Below are 22626 nucleotides of genomic sequence, written 5' to 3' on the forward strand. Positions count from 1 at the left end.
TGACAACAAACAACCGACAACTAAAAAGAATATGTCCAATTTCGTAGATTACGTAAAAATAAACTGTAAATCCGGCCACGGCGGCGGCGGATCTGCCCATCTTCGCCGGGAAAAATACATCCCAAAAGGCGGGCCAGACGGCGGAAATGGCGGTCGCGGTGGACACGTTATTTTACGCGGCAATAGAAACGAATGGACTTTGCTTCCACTTCGTTACACAAGACATGTTGCTGCAGGACGTGGAAAAAATGGACAAAAAAGCCAATTAACTGGCGCCGATGGTGAAGATGTTTACATCACCGTTCCCTTGGGAACAATTGCTAAAAATGAAGAAGGCGAAGTAATTGCAGAAATTTTAGAAGACGGACAAGAAATTATCTTATTTAAAGGTGGAAAAGGTGGAATGGGAAATGAGTTTTTTAAAACCTCTACCAACCAAACGCCACGTTATGCCCAACCAGGAATGCCTGGCGAAGAAGGAATGGTAACTTTCGAACTAAAAGTTTTGGCCGATGTCGGCTTGGTTGGCTTTCCAAATGCCGGGAAATCTACCCTACTCGCTTCAATTTCTGCAGCAAAACCAAAAATTGCAGATTACGCTTTTACGACTTTAACGCCAAATTTAGGCATCGTAGAATACAGAAATTACAAGTCTTTTGTAATGGCAGATATTCCAGGAATAATTGAAGGTGCCGCCGAAGGAAAAGGTTTAGGACACAGATTTTTGCGCCATATAGAAAGAAATTCTATTTTGCTTTTTTTAATTCCTGCCGATTCTGAAGACCATTTTCAAGAATTTAAAATTTTAGAAAACGAATTGAAAGAATACAACCCAGAATTGATCGATAAAGATTTTATTTTATCTATTTCTAAGGCCGATTTATTGGATGATGAACTAAAAAAAGAAATCTCAGCAGAATTTCCTGAAAACAGAAAACCCATCTTTTTCTCCGCCGTTTCGCAAGAAGGTTTGATGGAATTGAAAGATGCGATTTGGAAGAAATTGCACGGTTAATTTTATTTAAAATATAAATTTCAAAGCGGAAAGGTTTTTACTTTTTTCGCTTTTTTTATTTTAAATTTTTATTCACAGAAATAATCTATCTTTGCAAAATATTTCGCGGCATTCTTAGCCACAGTAATTTTAGATTACTCAATTTGCTTCTTGCAGATTTGCTCAAAATGAAGAAGTAAAATACTTCATCCGCACAAAAATTTTAATACGACAAATTTGTTATTTACAGACTTAAAAATTATTAAGCCCATCCTAGATGCGCTTGAAAAACAAGGCTATGAAAAGCCAACGCCCATTCAGGAAAAAGCCATTCCATCAATTTTACAAGGAAAAGATTTCCTCGGTTGCGCGCAAACCGGCACAGGAAAAACCGCCGCTTTTGCCATCCCTATTTTACAAAATTTAACGGAAAGAACCGGACCAAGAAACAACCAAATCAAGGCTTTAATTTTAACACCAACGAGAGAATTGGCCATTCAAATTGAAGAAAATTTTGAAGATTATGGCAAAAATTTACCCGTCAGAACTTTAGTGGTTTTCGGAGGGGTGAAACAAGGCGCCCAAGAAAAAGCACTTCGCAGAGGCGTAGATGTTTTGGTAGCAACACCTGGCAGACTTTTAGATTTTATTTCGCAGGGCATTATTTCATTAAAACATTTAGAAATATTCGTTTTAGATGAAGCCGATAGAATGCTCGATATGGGTTTTGTGCACGATGTGAAACGCATTATAAAAATGATTCCACAGAAAAGACAGACTTTATTTTTCTCGGCAACTATGCCAAAAGAAATAGATTCTTTAGCCAATTCTATTTTAAATAATCCTGTGAGAGTGGAAGTTGCCGCCGTTTCCTCAACAGCAGAAACCATCAATCAATCCGTTTATTTTGTAGAAAAAAATGATAAATTAGATTTATTAACACATCTTTTACAAAACGATATTAAAGAATCCGTTTTGGTATTTTCTCGCACCAAACACGGCGCAGATAAAATCGCCAGAAAACTGCATTCCCATAAAATTTCTGCAGAAGCCATCCACGGAAATAAATCTCAAAATGCCCGTCAAAACGCTTTAAGTAACTTTAAAGACGGAAAAACCAGAATTCTTGTCGCCACAGATATCGCGGCGCGTGGCATCGATATTGACGATCTAAAATATGTCGTGAATTTTGAATTGTCTGACGTTTCTGAAACTTACGTTCACAGAATTGGGCGTTCCGGAAGAGCCGGCGCAGAAGGAAATTCCATCAGTTTTGTGGACGGTTTAGATTTAATTAATCTAAAAAACACCGAAAAACTAATCGGCAAAAAAATCCCAGTCGAAAAAAACCACCCTTTTCACACAGATAATTTAGTGGTCGAAAAACGCGATTCTAACAACAAACCCTTTCGCCCACAAAAAAATGCACCAAGTTCTGGGCACAAAAAAAAGCCCAATAATAAAAGTAACTTTTCGCGAAACAGATAAAACAATTTTTTATTTAAAAAATCAAATACTTTCTTCGGAAGGTATTTTTTTTAGGAGCAAAACGGCTTTACTTTCTTCGACTATTACGCGCGCTGTTCATTCCAATCTTTTTTTCTTTATCGAAGAGCCTACATAAAAAGAGGATTTCTCTGAAAGAAAAAAAGGATTTTCCCTTCCATCGCGGCTAGGTTGAGGCGATTTTTTTTGTTCGACGGGATTTTTTGCGAAAAATTTTCAATAAAAATATTTCTGTATGTCCGTCATTCATCATAAATGTTTTTTACTTTTTAAGGCATTTGTTAAATGAAATCAAAGATTCGACGAAGTCAAACGCCTTTATCAATGTTTTTTATAATAGTTTTAGAGGAATTGATGATTCTTCGATTTGCGACCTTAAAAACATGACTTAGACAGAGAGTCAATAAAAATCTTTGCGTTTTTCGCGTTAAAAATTAGCATTATGATTGAAAGCGAACATCCAAAAAAATATTATACAATTTTATCTTTGAATTTTTCGACAAATAAAAATGCTCCGTAGGAGCAATATCTTTGTAGAAAAAATGAACAATATCGAAAAAGAACTCCCTAGGAGTTTTTTTGTTCTTCGCGTAAAAATTAGCATTATGGTTGAAAGCGAACATCCAAAAAAATATTATACAATTTTATCTTTGAATTTTTCGACAAATAAAAATGCTCCGTAGGAGCAATATCTTTGTAGAAAAAATGAACAATATCGAAAAAGAACTCCGAAGGAGTTCAATCTTTTAAAGTAATTTTAATGACAAAATTATATTACATAATAATCACAGCAGAGATTCTTTCTGAATCATAAACTACTAGCAAAATAACCACTTTTAAAATCTACATTATTTTCTGAATATCAACATAATTTCTGCAAAATCCTTAACATTATATTAAAATCTATACGAATTTTAAAGGATAATTTTTATTAAATTTGCGCATGCGAAATACAGACAGAAAAGAAAAATTCCGACAAATTGTAGAAAATAAATTCCAGATTTACAACTCACTTTTTATGAGTTTGCCTTATGATAAAATGAGTAATATCGGGATGTTGCTGCCATTTTTATACGAAGAAAGCAAAGAAGGCTACGACGCTGGAAAAACCCCTGAAGAAATTTTAGAAAATTTTTTTACCAATCACACACATCTAAAAACGGAAGAAGAAAAATTAGACCTATTATTTAAAATCATTCAATATATTGAGCGACAAGTTGTGCTTTTTGACAGTATTGAAGATGCAGCATTTCCGTCTTTGCATTCCGACTCTGATGCAGGAACGGTACAAAATATTTTCGAGCGCGCCACACAGCAAAATTCTTTGCAGCAAGTGCGCGAAAAATTAAATCAATTTGGAGTGAAGGTCGTTTTCACAGCGCATCCAACACAGTTCTATCCCAATTCTGTACAGCGTATTTTGCACGATTTAAAAACGCAAATAACAGCAGATTCTATCACTCAGATCGATTTACTTTTGCAACAATTAGGAAAAACGCCGTTTTTGAATAAAGAAAAACCAACGCCTTTAGATGAAGCAATGAGCATTATTTACTATTTGCGCTACATTTATTACGACACTTTGGGCGAACTTTTCACCGAAATAAAATCAATTTTTAAGACCGACGGATTTCATTTGCATGAAGATTTATTTCAACTGGGATTTTGGCCCGGCGGAGACAGAGATGGAAACCCTTTTGTAACAGCAGATATAACCAAAAAAGTGGCTGAAGAACTGCATCTTTCTATTCTAAAATCTTACTATAGTCATTTAAAATATGTGCGTAGAAGATTAAGTTTTAGAGGTGTTTCAGAAATTTTAGATCAACTAAGCACCAAATTATATGATGCCATTTTTAAAGAAGAATGTGATATTTCTGCCGAAGACCTCATTTCTGAAATTGATAAAGCAGAAGAAATTTTAAACACTAAACATAATGGACTTTTCAAAAATTTATTAGATAATTTTAGAGATAGAATTCGGATTTTTGGGACGCATTTCGCAGGTTTAGATTTACGACAAGACAGCAGAATTTTGCAAAAAACAATAGATTTTATTGTTTCAAAATACGACCAAGAAAATTTAACCGAAAATGAAAAATTTAATTATCTAATCGAAAATAAACCACAGATAAATTTTGAAAATTGGGAAGATAATGTGATAAAAGATACCTTGAAAACGGTATCGCAAATCCCTGAAATTCAGAATAAAAATGGTGAACGCGGGATGAACCGATTTATCATTTCAAACGCAGAAGCCGTGAAAGATGTGATGAATGTTTTGGCGTTTTTTAAAGTTTGCCAGTTTGAAGACGACGCTATAAAAATGGATATTATTCCGCTTTTTGAAACCATGGAAGGTTTGGGAAATGGCGAAAGTGTGATGAAAGAATTGTATGAAAACCCAATTTATAAAAAACATTTGGAACGCCGCGGAAACCAACAAACCATTATGCTTGGCTTTTCTGATGGCACCAAAGATGGTGGTTATTTAAAAGCGAATTGGGAAATTTTTACTACCAAAGAAAAACTGACAAAAATTTCTGAAGAATATGGAATAAAAGTCATTTTCTTCGACGGTCGTGGCGGTCCACCTGCAAGAGGAGGCGGCAAAACGCACGATTTTTATGCGTCGCAAGGAAAAACAATTGCGAATAATAAAATTGAATTAACCATTCAAGGGCAAACGATTACGAGTGTTTTTGGAAATAAAGAACAGGCAAAATTTAATTTTGAACAGCTTCTAACTGCAGGAATTGAAAATGATGTCTTCGAAAATTCTAAAAAAGAATTATCACAAGAAGAACGACATTTATTTGAAAAATTAGCAAAATCTAGTTTTAAAAAGTATTCTTCTTTAAAAGCCAACCCGCTATTTGTACCTTATTTGCAGGAAATGAGCACCTTAGAATATTACGGAAAAGCAAACATCGGCAGCAGACCGAGCAAACGCGGCGGAAGTTCAGAATTAAGATTTGAAGATTTACGAGCGATACCTTTTGTGGGAAGTTGGTCGCAATTGAAACAAAATGTTCCGGGATTTTTTGGAGTAGGAACTGCATTGCAACAGTTTAAAAATGAAGGAAAATTTAATGAAATAGTCGAACTTTTTAAAGGTTCAGATTTCTTTAAAACCTTAATCTTAAACAGTATGATGAGTTTAAGCAAATCCTATTTTCCACTAACTTCTTATATGAAAAAAGATAAAAAATATGGTGATTTTTGGCAAATTTTATTTGATGAATATCAACTTTCGAAAGATTTAATGCTTGAATTGACGGGTTTTAAAACATTAATGGAAGAAGAACCTATTTCTCAAAAATCTGTAGAAATTCGAGAAAAAATAGTGTTGCCACTTTTGAGTATTCAGCAATATGCTTTAATAAAGATAAAAGAAAACCCAGAAAATAAAGAAGCGTTTGAAAAATTAGTGATGCGCTCTCTATTTGGAAATATCAATGCAAGTCGAAATTCTGCCTAATAAAAACTTAATGTCTCAAAATTATCCAATATGAATTATTGTCCCAAAATGAGTTTTTAGTACGAAATTAATAGTAAAAAAACCATTTACATATATATTTAATAAAATTAAGTGAAATATTTTTGTAATTTACGATTTATTTGAATACATTTATAGCCAGTTAGAAACTGGCTATTTTTAATTTAATGGTTTATGACAATAGTTGGTTTAAGTTTATTTTAATATAAAACTTTATGAAAAAAATTGTACTTATTTTTGCATTGATCTTCGTTGCAATCTTCCATGCCCAAGTTCAAACCACTTATCTGTGGCACATGCATCAGCCGACTTATTGGGGCGAAACGAGTAAAATAAACCCAAATAGATACCAAACGGTAAAAGAATCACAAGATTTGAAAATGTCTGGCGGCAATACTTATTCCGATGGTTTAGCGCATCCGTTGAATGATTTGAATGAGATTTTTGGTTCAGCAGACCGGGTAAACGCCTATCAATTTGCACCAAAAAATGCCGTAAATAGCATTAGAAGTTTACCAAACGCCGGCGCACAAATTACCTATGGCGGCTCATTAATAGAAAATATAAATTCTTTAGCAGCAGCCAACCAGTGGGGCTATGTGCCATCTTGGAAAGACAACGTCAACACGGCGCATTCTTGGCTCACTTCAGGTGGAAAACCTAGAATGGATGTAATGGGTTTCACGATGCATCACACGCTTTCGCCCTTAGCTTCAGATGAAGTTTTAAAGAAAGAAATAGAAGCGCATAAATATTATCAAACACAACAATTCGGTTATTATTCTAATGGATTTTGGCCAGCCGAAGCCAGTTTTTCTGAAAATATTATTAAAGTTTTAAAAGAAGAAGGTTTTAATTGGACGGTTGTGGCTAACTCACATTTAGCACGAACTTTAGCCGATTATCCTTTGGTTTTTGGGACAAACGGATGCAATATTGACCCACCAAATAAAGCCGATAAAGTTGAAACAACAGGCGTAAATTGGTCAAATGGTCAAATTGATGGTCGTGGCGGTCAGTTTGCGGCGCCTTATTGTTTTACGCCACATAAAGCAAAATATGTTGATCCAGAAACGGGTGTAGAATCTATAATTTCGATCATTCCGATGGCTGAACTAGACAGTTATAAAGACGGATTTTCTCAGCAAGGAACGGATAATATAGACACAAACATTGCACCTTACGCAGATCCTGCAAGACCGCCATTGGTTTTATTAGCACATGATGGCGATAATGCTTGGGGCGGCGGAAGCAGTTATTATAATGAAGCTGTTCCAGGTTTTTCTAATGCGGCTGCGGCTAAAGGTTACAATCCAACCACAATTGAGCAATATTTAAAAGATTTTCCTATTCCTGATTCGGATGTGGTTCATGTAGAAGATGGTTCGTGGTTCAATGCCGCAAATGATTGGGGTTCACCACAATTCATCAATTGGTTTTGGCCATTGACGGATCCTGTGGATAAAAGTAAATTTAACCCAAATGGATGGACTGAAGACGTTAGAAACCAAGCCGTACTTTTTGCTGGCGAAAATTTCTGTAAAATGGCCGAAGAATTAAATGGTGGTGTTAATATTGCAGATGTTGTAAACCCAACTTCAAGTTCGCCAGAAGCGGCAAAAGCTTGGAATTTTCTCCTTCCAGGCTATGACAGTGGAAACGCTTATTATGGTTTGGCTTTAGATTTAGAAATAAAAGCAACTTTAGCAGCAAACCGCGCTATTTCGCATGCACAATTGGTTATCGATGCGCACCCAAATGTAGATACCACAAAACCTTCGGTTTTAGTTCCGCAAAGATATCCTTATAATCCGGGTGAAATTGGTTTTGGACCCAATTATGGTTATAAACAAATTTTAAATTCTGCTGATTTTTCAGTTTGGACTTTGGCTTTCGACGTTTCTGGAATTCAATCCGCCGTTTTAAAATATAGAATTGATGCGGATGGCAAAAATCCGTTAACATCAAACCAAAATGAAACTTATGCCGGCGGTCCAGAAGTGGGAAGTTGGATTTCTAAACCGATGAATGAAAGAATTTTCCCGAAAGATAACGTTACAAATAACCCAGAAGTATCTTTCTTTATGCTGCCAGATTATATCGCTAATCTTTATTGGGCAGAAATAAACGGTATTTCAGAAAAACTATTAGATTATTATATTGAAGTAACAGATAAAAAAGGAAATGTTACTAAAACTAAAATAGAACACGTTTGGGTCGGTAAAAACTTAAATGTAAATCCTAAAATTACAATTACCCCAGAAAGTAATTATTCTGCAACTGCATTAGATATTACAATTAATGCAACAAGCAACTCCGATGCGAATCCCACTATTTATTATACACTCGACGGAACGACGCCAACAACTGCTTCAAGTTCTGCTACGAGTACAAAAACTATAAATATTACCACAACCACAACTGTAAAAGCATTTGCAAAAGATGCGGAAGGAAATGTTTCAGATGTAAGTTCAAAAACCTATTATATAGGCGTTATACCAACATTTACAGTCTATTTTAAACCACCAACAACTTGGACTACTCCACCGAAAATTTACCATTGGCAAGCTTTACCTACCGGTTCTTTAGCAGATGGAGTTTGGCCAGGCGAAACTATGACAGAAGGTTGCGACGGTTGGTATTCTTACACTTTTACTGGTATTTCTTCCACCAATATTATTTTTAATAATGGAACAGGCGGTGCAGGAAACCAAACTGCTGATTTATCTGCAAATGGAACTGCTTATTATGACGGCACTACAAATACTTGGCTTTCAACACCTCCAACAATTTCAAATCCTTGTCTAAAAATCTCACCTTCTGGTGGCACTTTTGCTAGTGGAACGCCTGTGAATGTTGTTTTAAGCGCGACAGATTCAACAGATCCAAATCCAACTATTTATTATACTACAAACGGAACTGAACCTAGCGTTTTTTCGTCTAGTTTTACGGGAAATGGAAATTTATCAATCAGCGCAAATACCACTTTAAAGGCTTTTGCAAAAAATTCTACTGATGAAATGTCGGCAGTGAAAACCGAAATTTATAATTTTTCTTCTTCAGGAATAACCGTTCATTTTAAACCCGATCCTACCGCTGCTGGTTGGAATGGCGTTACTCCAAGAGTCTATTATTGGAATATGACAGGCGGTGCAGTTCCTGCTGCAACTTGGCCGGGCAACCTCATGGTGGACGAAGGAAATGGTTATTTTAAATATACTTTCCCCGGCGTAACGTCCTTAAATGTAATTTTTAATAATGGAAACAGCGATGTAGGAACCAACCAAACGCCCGATATCACAAACATAACAAACGATATTTATTACGATTGGGCTACACAAAGTTTGAATACAAACGAGAAAAATTTAGCGAAAAAACTAATACTTTATCCAAATCCTGTAAAAGATCTATTAAATTTAAAATCTGATTTAATATTTACAAAATATGCACTTTATGATAGCACAGGAAATATGATTGAACAAAAAGAATTGAAAAATAACCAAATTAAAGTGTCGCAATTACCGACGGGAATGTATTATTTAAAACTGCTTTCCAAAGATGGTAAAATAAATTTCGAACAATTTATAAAACAGTAATTTATTTCATATTTTAATAAAACACTTCAAAAGCGAAGTGTTTTTTTTTGCTCTTTTTTTAAGTAAAATGAAAATAATTTTTGGCATTAAATCCATCCTAGAACTGATTTTAAAAGGGAAAACTTGCTACAATTATTATTTATAATCATTCAAAATAAACATTAATTTAAAAATAAAGAAAACCAACTTTAAAAATGGCTCGTAACTATTATTAAATTAAAAACTATCAAAATGAATAAAAAAGTAAAATATACTTTAATAAGTATTTCCACATTAGTAGTTGCTTTTCTTGTATTTAAAATTTTTACTGCGACACCTGAAACCGTAAATAACCCTTACGTGCAAATGAGCCGCATAGATTTTAAAGAAAATATAAATCCTACGCAAGCCAAACAAATTTGTAAAGATTTGAGAAGTATAAAAGGCTTAACATCAGATTCTATTATTGTAAAAAGAAACAGCGTTGTTTATTTTTCAAAAAATACAGAAACAAATTCCAAAAAAGTGTACGACCAACTAATGAGCAAAGGCAATTACAACGCCACTCGTTTTATTGTTGTAGCAGATAATTCTAATCGAGAAGTTTGCCCAATGGACAAAAATGGTCTTCCATACAAAATATCAAAAAAACTCATTCAATTTTTTAATTAATCTTTAATATTCTATTATGAAACATTATTCAAAAATCGCACTCGGTTTACTATTAGTATCCTCAGTAGCTCTTACATCTTGCCGACAAGACAACACCGTAACGCCAGATCCGCCAATGGAATCTATCTATGCAAGATTAGGTGGTTCTACAATGGTTCCTGATCCAGACAATGCAGGACAAATGATCGAACAAGGTCGTTTAAATTTCAGAAAAGTAGTTAATTCGGCCATTGGACTAATTGCCGCTGATGCAAATAACAATGTATCAGGTAATTTGGGCGATTATTTTAAAGTGCTTTTGGCTGAAGTAAATGCAGGAAATACAACAGGTTTTGCTGAATTATCCGACAATCTTACAAGTTTTTTCTCTTATAACACAGGTGGAACAAACGCTGTAAATACATACAAAGGTGATGATATGGTCACTGCGCACGATCCATCAAAAAACTCAAGAATTGGTAAAAAAGTAACCGCTGAAGATTACACAAAATTTGAAGGTTATGTTGGCAAAGCAGCTAATATGAACGGTGTGGCCGCTGATACCCAACTCTACAAAGATATAGTTGCAGTTTTGGAATCTTTGCGACCACAAATCATTCAAAAATAAAAAACAATTCCATTTGAAAATGCTATCTCAAAAGGATAGCATTTTTTAAAAATTCACAACTTAAAAATTATTTGACTTTAAAAAAGTCTATTAATAAACGATTTGAAAATTCTCACTATGCAAAACTTCAATACCACAAAACACCAATCTTTTTATGCATTAGGTATCAGTTACAAAAAAGCGGATGCAAAAATGAGAGGGAAATTTAGTTTAGACGCGGCAGCCAAAGCCACTTTGCTAATACAAGCCGAAGCAGAAGGAATTGAAGCATTAATAGTAACTTCTACCTGCAACAGAACAGAAATCTATGGTTTTGCCGATCATCCTTATCAATTAATAAAATTACTTTGCGAAAACAGCAATGGCACGGTAGAAGAATTTCAAGAGATTGCATATATTTATAAAAATAACGAAGCCGTAAATCATATCTTTCGCGTAGGAACAGGTTTAGACAGCCAAATTTTAGGCGATTTTGAAATTATTAGTCAACTAAAATTGGCTTTTAATCAAAGTAAATCTAGTGGTTTGGTTAATACATTTCTAGAAAGATTAGTCAATTCTGTTATTCAAGCGAGCAAAAAAATCAAAAACGAAACAGATATTTCTACAGGTGCAACTTCGGTTTCATTTGCAGCAGTTCAATATATTATAAAAAACGTATCAAATATTTCGAGCAAAAATATTCTACTTTTTGGGACCGGGAAAATAGGTACAAATACCTGCGAAAACTTAGTAAAACATTCTAAACACGATAAAATTACTTTGATAAACAGAACCGCTCACAAAGCAGAACGTTTAGCAGAAAAATTAGATTTAGTGGTAAAAGACCATTCAGATTTAAAATTAGAATTAGAAAAAGCCGACGTTGTAGTTGTTGCAACTGGCGCACAAACGCCAACTTTAGATAAATCATTTTTAAATCTTAAAAAACCTTTATTAATTTTAGATTTGTCGATTCCGAAAAACGTCAATGAAAATGTTAATGAAATTGAAGGCGTTACATTAATTCATTTAGATCATTTATCTTTAATAACAGATGAAACGCTTGAAAAAAGAAAACTTCACATTCCAAAAGCGGAAAGCATTATTGAAGAAATTAAAGCAGAATTTTTCGATTGGACAAATAACAGAAAATTTGCACCAACTATACAAGCATTGAAAGAAAAATTTAATGCTATAAAAGAAAGCGAATTGAATTTTCAAAGAAAAAAATTAGCCTATTTTGATGAAGAGCAAGCAGAAATAATTAGCAACAAAATCATCCAAAAAATTACAAATCACTTTGTAAACCATTTAAAAAATGGCGATTCAATGGACGATGAAATCGATTGGATCAACAAAATTTTTCAGTTGGATAAAGAGAAATTGTTTGTTTAGAATCTGTTAGATTATTGTTTTTCTTTAAATAACAGCAAAAATTTTCTCTGCATTTTCTGTCGTAATTTGGTCAATTTCAGAAAAATCTTTTCCATAAATATCAACTAATTTTCCGGCAACTAAATCTAGATAAGAACTTTCATTTCTTTTCCCACGAAACGGAACTGGCGCAAGATAAGGCGAATCTGTTTCTAAAACGATTTTTTCTAAAGGAATTTCTTTTAAAAACTGGTCTATTTTGCCATTTTTGAAAGTCACTACTCCACCGATTCCCAAAGAAAAACCTAAATCTATGGCGTGGTTTGCCTGTTTTAAATCACCTGAAAAACAATGAAAAATACCCCGCAATTTTGGATGTTTTTTACGTTCTAAAACTTCAAAAGTCTCATCAAAACTACTTCTGGTGTGAATGACAATTGGAACATCATACATAATTGCCATATCAATTTGCTGCTCAAATGCTTTTATTTGAATATCTAAAGTAGTTTTATCCCAATACAAATCAATCCCGATTTCGCCAATTGCTGGGAAATTTCTTTCTTTTAAATAACTGCCTACAATTTGTAATTCATTTTCCCAAGATTCCGGCTTCACATAACAAGGATGCAAACCAATCATTGCAAAAATATTTCTCGGATATTCTGCTTCTAAATCAAACATTTTTTGATGCGTTTCAGAATTAATGGCAGGTAGATAAAATTTTGAAACACCTTTATTTAAAGCCCTTTCAATCATTTCTTTTCTATCTTCATCAAATTCTTCGGAATATAAATGCGTGTGTGTGTCTATCATTTTGGTTGTTGGTTTTCCGTTGTCAGTTGATGGGATTAAAATCTGACAACCATCAACTAAAAACTTTTAACTAATTAAAAATTTTATGCTTCACTTTTCCTTGTTGAGAAGCAATTTTTTCTTTTAATTTCTGTTGAAATTCTAAATATTTGGGGTTTTTTAAATCATCCGTTTTGTGTTCTAAGGCTTTTTTAATTTTTAAATTTTCTGTGATGAAAGTCTTGGTTTCTTCAGAAAAATAAGCATTCCCAAATTTTTCCCAAATGTATTGAATGGCTTGCGAATTGGGATGAATTAAATCTTCTTTATAAAATCTGTAATCGCGCAAATCATCCATCATTATCTCGTAAATCGGCAAATAGGTGCAATTTTCTTCGGTAGAAATTACTTCATGCAAAGCGTTTATTAATTTAGATTTGCTTATTTGGTTTTCTACAATGCCGTCTTTTGTATGGCGAACTGGTGAGACTGTAAACAAAATCTGCACATTTTCTGGACAAATATCTTTAATTAAAGAAATACTTTCTGAAATAGAATCGCACAACTCTAAATGGCTTAAATATCGTTTTTCAAAATATTTCCCTGGAATTTTGTGACAATTAGCGACTAATTTTTTCTTTGGTAAAAATTCATAAATAAAGGACGTTCCGTAAGTAATTAAGACAAAATTGGTTTCCTTTAAAAACTCATTGCTTTGCTGAATTTTATGGTTAATAAAATCTAAAGTTTGGTGAGAAAAACGTGTATTGAAAGACGAATGGTGGTCTAAAGAAATAAAATATTCATTAAATTTAATCAAGTTATTCTCTGTAAAATACTCCGAATTATGGCAACTTTTTAAGGCTTTATTAATTGAAAATGGATTAAACAAAGTCCCAAACGGATTATTAAAATTTTGAATTTGTCCATCGTTTAAAAGTCCTGCAATCTCAGTGGCAAAGCAAGAACCAATGCTAAAAATTTTAGAATTCAAATCTATTTTAGTCTCGGAAAAAGGGATTTCAACTTCGGTTCGAAATTTCATTCTTATATATTTATACTACCCCGACAAAATTGCAAGCAATTTTGCCACCCCTTCAAGGAAGGGGAATTTTTAATTTTCTCTTTTTAATAAATAATTGGCGAGTTCTATAAACGGTTTTTTTCGTTCTGCAGGAACATCTATTTTTGCTAAAAATTCTTGAGCAATGTAATTGTGCTTCTGAATTAAGTGTAACACTTTTTCTTCCACTTTTGTACGGCGGAAAATCTTTTCTACACCGTATATTTTGTCGATATTATCGGTTTTTTTAGCATACCAATATTGCAATTCATCGCGCTCTTCAGGCGTTGCATTTTGCAAAGCATAATGGTAAAGCACTGTTTTTTTATTTTCGTAAATATCACCGGCGTGTTTTTTTCCAAACTGCTCCATATCGCCGTAAACATCGAGATAGTCATCCATAATTTGGAAAGCGATTCCGACATGTTTTCCGAAATTAAATAAATTTTTGGCGTCTTTAAAATTCGCACCTGCAATCACCGCACCGATTTCAAAAGAAGACGCACTTAATACCCCTGTTTTGTAGGTAATCATACGAATATAATCATCAAATGTAACATCAGCCTGAGTTTCAAAATTGATATCATATTGTTGTCCTTCGCACAATAATAAGCCTGTGTGTGTGAAAATTCTAACGCAGGCTTTGTACAATTCTGGCTCTAAATCTTCAAAGAATTTATAGGCTTTTAGTAATAATCCATCGCCGGACAGAATACCAACATTTACGCCGTGCAAGGTGTGGATAGTAGGTTTATTGCGGCGAAGTGGTGCTTCATCCATAATATCATCATGAATTAAGGTGAAATTATGAAAAAACTCTATAGCCAAAGCAGGTTTTATCGCTTTCTCTTGGTCGCCACCAAAGAGATCATTTCCCATTAGAACCATTATCGGGCGCAATCTTTTGCCACCATGACTGATGATGTAGTTCATCGGAGAATATAATTCTTCTGGCTTGTCTTTAAAGGTATATTTCTGTATTGCTTTCGCTATTATTTGCTGATACTCATCCAAAAATTCCATAAATGCTTTTGTTTGACGCAAAAATACAATTTTTTAAAATTTTTAAATGAAAAAAACTTTGCCAATATCTGACAAAGTTTGTTAATTTTAAAATAAATAGTTTTTAGAAAAGACCAACTATTAAATAAGTAATCCCTGCAACAATGGCGCTAATCGGTATAGTTAAAACCCAAGCCCAAAGTAAACTTACAGTGATTCCCCATCTTACTGCGGACACTCTTTTAGTAAGACCAACACCAATAATAGAACCTGTAATAGTATGCGTTGTAGAAACTGGAATTCCCAATCTATCGGTAATAAATAAGGTAATAGCACCTGATGTTTCTGCTACTACACCTTCTAAAGAGGTTAATTTTGTAATTCTGGTACCCATGGTTTTTACAATTTTCCAACCGCCGCTCATCGTTCCTGCACCCATTGCAACGAATGATACCAAAGGCACCCAAAAATAATGTTGTGCAAAAAAATTGAACCGGTCTGCAACGGGAACATTGAGGTAAAGTGGATCTGCAATCATTGTAACGTGGTAGTAAATGAAAGCGGCACCAATAATACCCATCACTTTTTGTGCGTCATTTAAACCGTGGGCCAAACTTAAAGCAGCACTTGAAGCAAGTTGTAATTTTTTGAAAATACCATCTGCTTTATGTGGATTTGTTCTTTTGAAAATATTGACAATAATAAAGGTGATAAATATCGAAATTATAAGCCCAATAATTGGAGCTAAAAATATAAACAAAAATATAGGTATTACTTTACTATACTTTACGACATCTTGTGTGAACAACTGCTTCACTGCGAGCACAAAATTTTGCCATGCCGAAAGATCTGGTTGTGATAAAGCAATTTGATGGTAATCTAAAACCAAAGCGTGCATCAACGCTGCACCAAGAAAACCACCAATTAAAGTGTGTGATGATGAAGAAGGAATACCAAACCACCACGTTAATAAATTCCAAGCGATGGCGGCTATTAATCCAGAAAATATAACTTCTAAATTAATGTAATTTTCATTTACAGTCTTTGCAATTGTATTACCAATATTAAATTCACCAATAATGTAGTAGGCGATAAAAAATGCGGCAAAATTCCAAAAAGCTGCCCAAAGAACGGCTTGAAATGGGGTTAAAACTTTAGTAGAAACAATAGTTGCAATAGAGTTTGCAGCATCATGAAAGCCATTTATAAAATCAAAGATTATAGCTAGAACTATAATTACAATAAGAAGTATTGGGAAATCCATTCAAAAAAATTTGAGTTAGGGAAGTTTTTTAAGCGTATTTTATTAAAATATTGTCAATCGTGTTTGCAACATCTTCTGCTTTATCGGTCACGATTTCTAAATAATCTAAAACTGATTTTACTTTAATAATATTGATTGGATCATTAGTTTCAAATAATTTCATAATTGCTTGGCTCAAAACATCGTCGGCAATATTTTCTATACTATTTATTTTAATGCAGCACTCTTTTACCACTTCAGGATTTTTAAAACCATCTAGATTTGAAATGGCTTTTTTCACTTCCAAACAGGCTTTGTAAATCAACAATGAAAACTCTGAATATGCTGTTGTTTCTGGGCTTTTATAAAGGTAAATGTATTTTGCAGAAGCGAAGATATAATCGGCAATATCATCTAAACCACTCGCCAAAAAATTAATATCTTCTCTATCAAATGGCGTAATGAAGTTTTCACCCAATTGCACAAAAATCTCGTGCGTTAAATCATCCAATTTGTGCTCATAATCGCTCATTTTTTTAAGCAAAGAATCATCATTTAAGTCGAAATCCATCATGCCTTCATGAAATTCTTTGGACATTTCTACTAAATGATCCGCAACTTTATTAAATAAAACAAAAAAAACTTTGTCTTTTGGCTGAAAAGCGCGAAAAATATTACCTATTCCCATATATTTAAATTTATTGGTGCAAATATCTTTATTTAATAATTGTTACGACGCATTAATAAATTAATTTTTGTTAACAATAGCATTTATTTTTCCACAATTTAAAAATGAGAAGCATTGCAAATTCTTCAAAAATAATTAATAATTATGCTTCAAAAAAAAATTCCATTAAAAAATAATGGAATTTTTAATTAAATCATAAAAATTTTAGGATCCTGCTACTTCTGCGCGGGCATCTTTACCTTTAAATTTTTGAGTTGCCATCCCTTTTAGAACGGTATCTTTAAAAGATTTCTCTACTTCGAAAAAGGAGAATTTTTCTAAAATTTCAATATTTCCGATATCGGCTTTTTTGCGAGAACCTTCGGTTGCTTTGTTGATGATATCCAAAACATCCATCTTTTTCAACTGGTCTCTTTTGCCGAGATTAAAGAAAAACCGCACCATATCTTCATTATTTCTTCTTGGGCCACGCTCTCTTCTTTCACCGGCTCTGTCGTTAGAAAACCTGTCTTTACTTCTTCTATCATCACCTCTCCCACGATCTCTATCTCTGCCTCTGCCTCCATCACGGTCTCTTCCTCGGTCGCGGTCTCTTCTGTCGCCACGGTCATTTCCGCGATCATCTTTGCTGAATTTCTGATCCGCCATATCATTTTTATCTTTATAAAAAAGAGCCAAATCTTTTAATTGCAATTGTAGCATTTGATGCATCAATTCTTCCTTAGTGAAGTTGGATAAATCTGGAATTAAGCTGTCTTCAAAAGTAAAAACATCTACATGCTCTGTAAATAATTTTTCAAAAACACCAGCAACTTGTGCTTTTATAATATCTTCGCCTGTTGGGATTTTTTTCTCAACAATATCAATTTTAGTAGAAGATTTTATTTGCTTTAATTTTCTACTTTCTTCTGGCTTTATTAAAGACATAGAAATACCGTCTTTCCCTGCACGACCCGTTCTCCCACTTCTGTGAACGAAAACTTCAGGATCATCTGGCAAAGAAAAATGAATCACGTGCGTTAAAGAATCCACATCTAAACCTCTTGCTGCAACATCCGTCGCCACCAAAATATCAATGTTTTTTAACCGGAATTTTTTCATCACTGTATCTCTTTGCGCTTGAGACAAATCTCCATGAAGCGCATCTGCTGCATAACCATTTTGCATTAAAAAATCTGCAATTTCTTGCGTTTCCATTCTCGTTCTACAAAAAATAATAGAATATTGATTGGGATTAAAATCAATTAATCTTTTTAATGCTTCCTTTTTGTGACGATAACCCACCACATAAAATTCGTGCTTGATGTTTTTCTTCACCTCATTAATATGGCCAACCGTAATTTTATGCGGATTGTTCAAATAATTTTTAGAAATTCGTTCCACTTCTCTGTTCATTGTGGCAGAGAAAAGAAACGTTTGTTTCGTTTCTGGCGTTGTGCTCAAAATAGTGGCTAAATCTTCTTTGAAACCCATAGAAAGCATTTCATCGGCTTCATCTAAAACCATCCATTGAATTTCGGAAAAATCCAAAGCCTTTCTATTGATTAAATCAATCACACGCCCTGGAGTTCCCACAATAATTTGCGGTTTTTCTCTCATAGAGCGAATTTGATCGGAAATACTGCTTCCACCATAAACTGCAACAGTTTTGATGTTTTGTTTGTATTTTGAGTAATTTTTAATGTCTTTTGTAATCTGAAGACATAATTCCCGAGTCGGACAAAGAACCAAAAATTGGATTTTGCGACTTGCATCGTCAATCAAATCCAAAATCGGCAAAGAAAATGCTGCAGTCTTTCCCGTCCCGGTTTGCGCAAGTGCAATCAGATCTCTATCGTCTGAAAGTATAAAAGGAATTGACTGTTTTTGGACTTCTGTTGGGGTTTCAAAACCCATTTCACCAATTGCCTTCAAGATTTCAGGGCTTAAATTGGATTCTGTAAATAAATTCATTAAGTATATTAAATATTTTGCAAAGGTACGATTTTATTAATGATAATTTTAGGGGCGATTTATTAAAGTTCCGTTAATGATTCCAACTTTAAAAATTTTTTAAGAAACAAAAATTCTTAAATTTGATAATCAAAACTTAAAATATGCAAAATTCAATTTCCCAAAAAACCTTCGATTTCTTACAAAACTTATCCCAAAACAACAACCGAGAATGGTTTAATGAAAATAAAAATCTTTATTTAGAAGCGCAAGAAAATGTGCTTCTGTTTTTAGAAAAATTAATTGAAGATATTTCAGAGTTTGATGATGATATTTTGAAAATTGATGCCAAAAAATCTTTGTTTAGAATTTACCGCGATGTTCGTTTTTCTTTAGATAAATCACCTTACAAAACGCATTTTGGAGCCGCTCTGGGTTTTGGCAAGGGCGGCAAGTTTTCTGGTTATTACCTTCACATTGCGCCCGGAAATTCATTTTTAGCAGGTGGAATTTATCAACCAGAAAAGGAAATTTTAAAGAAAATTAGAACCAACATAAGCAATAATCCTGATGATTTTTTAAAAATTATTGAAGATAAAAATTTCAAAAAACAGTTTTCAGAGTTGTCGCAAGAAGATAAATTAAAACGCATTCCACAAGGTTTTGAGAAAGAAGATCCGATGGAAGATTTTTTAAAACTGAAAAATTTCATCGTGAAATATTCTTTAAAAGATGAAAATCTAATGGGAACTTCAAGTATTAAAAATTTAGCAAAAATTTGCCAAAAAATGAAACCATTGAATGATTTTATTGAGAATTCTATTTTAAAGTAAGATAATATTTAAAAAAATCAATATTTTTGGAATTGAAAAACAAATATTATTAAAATTTCTATTAACAAGTCTGCAAACGAACATAAATGAAGATTAAGGCGATAGCATTTGACCTTAAAAAAATTAAAAATCTACATATGAAAAATCTATTTATCTTTTTTTTACTTTTAATAGTAACGGCTTGTTCTCGGTCGGAAAATATTGTAGAAGACACTCCCGATAAACCAACGCCTACTGAAACGCCGGGAACTATTGATAACATTAGTGGAGAATGGCGTTTGGTAAAAGTAGAAACTTTCAATGGACATATTGATTTTTCCAATGAAAATATCATTTATAACTTCCAACAAAATGATGTTTTAAAAGTAAACGGAGCAATAAATCCAAGCCTGCAAAATGGAGAATACAATTATGAATATAAAATTGACTATTTAAACGCATCTCCGACATCAACGGATCCAAAAATTCCAATTGTAAAAATTAGTAACCTAATATATGCTGTTGTTTACTATCCTACTTCTGGTACTTTAGTTTTAGATCGATCTTACGTCGATTCTGGAACATATTTTTTAAAAAGAAAGTAGAAATTAAATTTTTGAGTATTTACAACGAAAAATTAAAATTAATCCTTATAAATTCGTCAATTTATCAATCGTCTTCTGAATTTCTGGATCTTCCGGCGTTGTAGCATAATATTTTGCAATATAACCATTTTGTGAAATCACCATCAAACGGGGAATCCAGTTGAGTTCTACATAATCATTAAACTTATTCTTCCAACCTGCAGAAAAGAAATAATTTTCTTTTTTTTCTAAATCGTGTTTTTTTAATCCTTTTTTCCAAGCATCAAAATTTCTATCCAAAGAAAAATAAACAAAATCTACGTTTGCATTATTCGCAACCAATTCTTTGGTTTTGGGTAAAGCCTTCAAACAATCTTGGCACCAACTTGCCCAAAAATCAATCACCAAAACTTTGCCTTTGTGCTTTGCAATAATGTCTGAAATTGGTAATTCATTCCCATTTATATCCATTATTCTTTGGGAAACGGCATCTGGTGTGAATTCAATTTTATTGATATCTGGTGCTTTTTGCGAAAAAGCAAATGAAAATATAAGTATGCTAAAAACACAAATTAATTTCTTCATTATTTATTTTATTTAATTTTCTCCAACAAAACTACGGAAGAATTACTGTAAAACGAAACTTTGCCATCAATTACTGGCATTGAGGCTTTCGAATAAAAATCACGAATTTGCGAACCATTGGCAAAAACACCTTCAACATTTACTTCTTTTAAATCTCCTTTAATATCCAATCCGATTATCACTTTGTCATCATTTAAAATCCTAGAAAAATAATAAGGACTTTTTGAAATCATATTATGAAAACCCGCACCGATTGCTGGATGATTGGCTCTAAATTTCCCTAAAATTTGATAATATTTTAATAATTTTTGAGTTTCTGGATTGGTTTTTTCATCGTTCCAATTCATATCAGAACGAAGATTGGCGTCGCCTTCTGCACCTTTCACTTCTAAAGGTCTTGCACTTTCATCGCCGTAATAAATTTGCGAAACGCCCGGTGCAAGCAATAATTTTGTGGCCGCTTCATAAGTTCGAGTTCTGTTTTTGTCGAAAGGCGAACCGTCGTCGTGCGAAGTCAAATAATTTAGAACACTTTTTCCCTTTAGATCAGAATGCAAAAGGCGGTCGTAAGAAGAAAAAAGTTCTTCATAAGATTTGTTGGCATCGCCTTTAAAATCAAAATTTATCAAAGAATGAAAGCCATTTTCAAAAAAATTGACTTTTTTATCGCCGTAATTATAAATCTGTTTTTGCGAAATTCCATAGCCGTAAACTTCTCCAACGGTATAAAATGGCTCATTATCTAAAACTTTAGACGGATTATTTTTTTTGTATTCATCAAATGCATCTTGACAAACTTTCTGGAAATCTTTCCAAACATCTGCGTTGGTATGTTTTGCCGTATCAACTCTGTAACCATCAATCCCGTCTTCTCTCACATAATCTGAAAGCCATTTCATAATGTAATATTTCGGCGCTCTTGGGTAGCCTGTTTTTGTAAAAAATTCGTCCAAAGATTTCATTTCAGAATCGTAACGTCCTTCTTTTTTCCATTTATCGGTCAACATTTTTGGTAATTCTACGGGCGTATTATCTTCAGTTTTAATGTCTGGTAAATTTGCTACCAAAGTACATTCCGTTGTATTTTTATAATTATTATAAGTGCAAGTGGGCGAAGTTCTCACCCAATCTTGTGGATAAACGGGATCTAGATTTGTAACCGGGCCGGTGTGATTGATGACGGCGTCTAAAACAATTCTAATTCCTTTTTTATGCGCTTTTTCCACCAATTCTTTTAAATCTTTTTTAGTTCCAAAATTAGGATCCAAAGCCGACCAATCTTTCGCCCAATAACCATGATACGCATAAGTTTTTCCCGTTCCTTCATCTGTAAAGCCATGAATTTGTTCTACAATTGGCGTCATCCAAATGGCATTAATTCCTAAATCTGAAAAATAATTATCATCAATTTTTTGAATAATTCCACGTAAATCGCCACCTTCAAAACCTCTTAAAATAGCGGCTTTTTCAGTGCGGTTAAAATTAACATCATTCGATTTATCGCCATTTTTAAAACGATCGGTCATTAAAAAATAAAGATTTGCACCGTCCCACGAGAATTTATTTTCTGGTTTTGTAACTGTTTTACAAGAACTTAAAAGCGCTAGAAATGCAATTAAAATTAATTTTTTCATATGTAGATTTTTATATTCTTAAAGGTCATATGTTATCGCCTTAATCTTCATTTGTGTTTGTTTGCAAATTTGTAAATGACGA

17 protein-coding genes are annotated in these 22626 nt (G+C 33.3%); 9 read left to right on the forward strand and 8 right to left on the reverse strand.

Annotation, left to right across the window (positions count from 1 at the left end; translation table 11 throughout):
• Positions 1 to 31: 31 nt before the first annotated feature.
• The 7 genes from obgE (at position 32) to hemA (ending at position 12230) form a co-directional block, all read left to right on the forward strand.
• Positions 32 to 1015 carry a GTPase ObgE gene (gene obgE / locus C4S29_RS10100; protein WP_103913969.1) on the forward strand — a complete coding sequence of 328 codons (984 nt, stop codon included), beginning with the start codon at positions 32 to 34 and terminating at the stop codon, positions 1013 to 1015.
• Positions 1016 to 1231: 216 nt separating this feature from the next.
• Positions 1232 to 2482, forward strand: a complete 1251-nt coding sequence (locus C4S29_RS10105; protein WP_103913970.1) for a DEAD/DEAH box helicase — start codon at positions 1232 to 1234, stop codon at positions 2480 to 2482.
• A 961-nt stretch (positions 2483 to 3443) separates the two neighbouring features.
• Positions 3444 to 5981: a phosphoenolpyruvate carboxylase gene (locus C4S29_RS10110; protein WP_103913971.1), complete on the forward strand. Its 2538-nt coding sequence runs from the start codon at positions 3444 to 3446 to the stop codon at positions 5979 to 5981.
• 233 nt (positions 5982 to 6214) lie between these two features.
• On the forward strand, positions 6215 to 9595 hold the full coding sequence (locus tag C4S29_RS10115; protein ID WP_103913972.1) for a starch-binding protein: 3381 nt from the start codon (positions 6215 to 6217) through the stop codon (positions 9593 to 9595).
• A gap of 231 nt (positions 9596 to 9826) precedes the next feature.
• Complete coding sequence (locus tag C4S29_RS10120; protein WP_103913973.1) at positions 9827 to 10246, forward strand: hypothetical protein; 420 nt, start codon at positions 9827 to 9829, stop codon at positions 10244 to 10246.
• A 16-nt stretch (positions 10247 to 10262) separates the two neighbouring features.
• Positions 10263 to 10853 (forward strand): globin family protein, encoded by a 591-nt coding sequence (locus C4S29_RS10125; RefSeq protein WP_103913974.1) that lies wholly within the window; start codon positions 10263 to 10265, stop codon positions 10851 to 10853.
• A 117-nt stretch (positions 10854 to 10970) separates the two neighbouring features.
• Positions 10971 to 12230 carry a glutamyl-tRNA reductase gene (gene hemA / locus C4S29_RS10130; protein ID WP_103913975.1) on the forward strand — a complete coding sequence of 420 codons (1260 nt, stop codon included), beginning with the start codon at positions 10971 to 10973 and terminating at the stop codon, positions 12228 to 12230.
• Positions 12231 to 12254: 24 nt separating this feature from the next.
• Here hemA and C4S29_RS10135 read toward each other — a convergent pair whose 3' ends face one another.
• From C4S29_RS10135 to C4S29_RS10160, 6 genes are all read right to left on the reverse strand, one after another.
• Positions 12255 to 13022 (reverse strand): TatD family hydrolase, encoded by a 768-nt coding sequence (locus tag C4S29_RS10135; RefSeq protein WP_103913976.1) that lies wholly within the window; start codon positions 13020 to 13022, stop codon positions 12255 to 12257.
• Positions 13023 to 13092: 70 nt separating this feature from the next.
• Complete coding sequence (locus C4S29_RS10140) at positions 13093 to 14046, reverse strand: GSCFA domain-containing protein (RefSeq protein ID WP_103913977.1); 954 nt, start codon at positions 14044 to 14046, stop codon at positions 13093 to 13095.
• A 69-nt stretch (positions 14047 to 14115) separates the two neighbouring features.
• Positions 14116 to 15087, reverse strand: a complete 972-nt coding sequence (locus tag C4S29_RS10145) for a polyprenyl synthetase family protein (RefSeq protein WP_103913978.1) — start codon at positions 15085 to 15087, stop codon at positions 14116 to 14118.
• Positions 15088 to 15190: 103 nt separating this feature from the next.
• Entirely contained in the window at positions 15191 to 16330 is a 1140-nt protein-coding gene (locus tag C4S29_RS10150) for an inorganic phosphate transporter (RefSeq protein ID WP_103913979.1), read from the reverse strand.
• Between the two features lie 28 nt (positions 16331 to 16358).
• Positions 16359 to 16997, reverse strand: coding sequence for a DUF47 domain-containing protein (locus C4S29_RS10155; protein WP_103913980.1), 639 nt, complete (start codon positions 16995 to 16997; stop codon positions 16359 to 16361).
• Between the two features lie 204 nt (positions 16998 to 17201).
• Positions 17202 to 18950, reverse strand: a complete 1749-nt coding sequence (locus C4S29_RS10160) for a DEAD/DEAH box helicase (RefSeq protein WP_103913981.1) — start codon at positions 18948 to 18950, stop codon at positions 17202 to 17204.
• Positions 18951 to 19093: 143 nt separating this feature from the next.
• Here C4S29_RS10160 and C4S29_RS10165 point away from each other — a divergent pair, with 143 nt between their 5' ends.
• A complete protein-coding gene (locus C4S29_RS10165; protein ID WP_103913982.1) occupies positions 19094 to 19762 on the forward strand; it encodes a DUF2461 domain-containing protein in 669 nt (222 codons plus the stop codon).
• 137 nt (positions 19763 to 19899) lie between these two features.
• On the forward strand, positions 19900 to 20346 hold the full coding sequence (locus C4S29_RS10170) for a lipocalin family protein (protein WP_146063304.1): 447 nt from the start codon (positions 19900 to 19902) through the stop codon (positions 20344 to 20346).
• A 45-nt stretch (positions 20347 to 20391) separates the two neighbouring features.
• On the opposite strand, the gene C4S29_RS10175 is transcribed toward C4S29_RS10170, so the two are convergent.
• Both C4S29_RS10175 and C4S29_RS10180 read right to left on the reverse strand, forming a co-directional pair.
• Complete coding sequence (locus C4S29_RS10175) at positions 20392 to 20910, reverse strand: TlpA family protein disulfide reductase (RefSeq protein ID WP_103913984.1); 519 nt, start codon at positions 20908 to 20910, stop codon at positions 20392 to 20394.
• An 8-nt stretch (positions 20911 to 20918) separates the two neighbouring features.
• Positions 20919 to 22544, reverse strand: a complete 1626-nt coding sequence (locus C4S29_RS10180; protein ID WP_103913985.1) for an alpha-amylase family glycosyl hydrolase — start codon at positions 22542 to 22544, stop codon at positions 20919 to 20921.
• Positions 22545 to 22626: the final 82 nt, after the last annotated feature.

This window comes from Halpernia humi, from assembly GCF_900108025.1.
Taxonomy (GTDB): domain Bacteria; phylum Bacteroidota; class Bacteroidia; order Flavobacteriales; family Weeksellaceae; genus Halpernia; species Halpernia humi.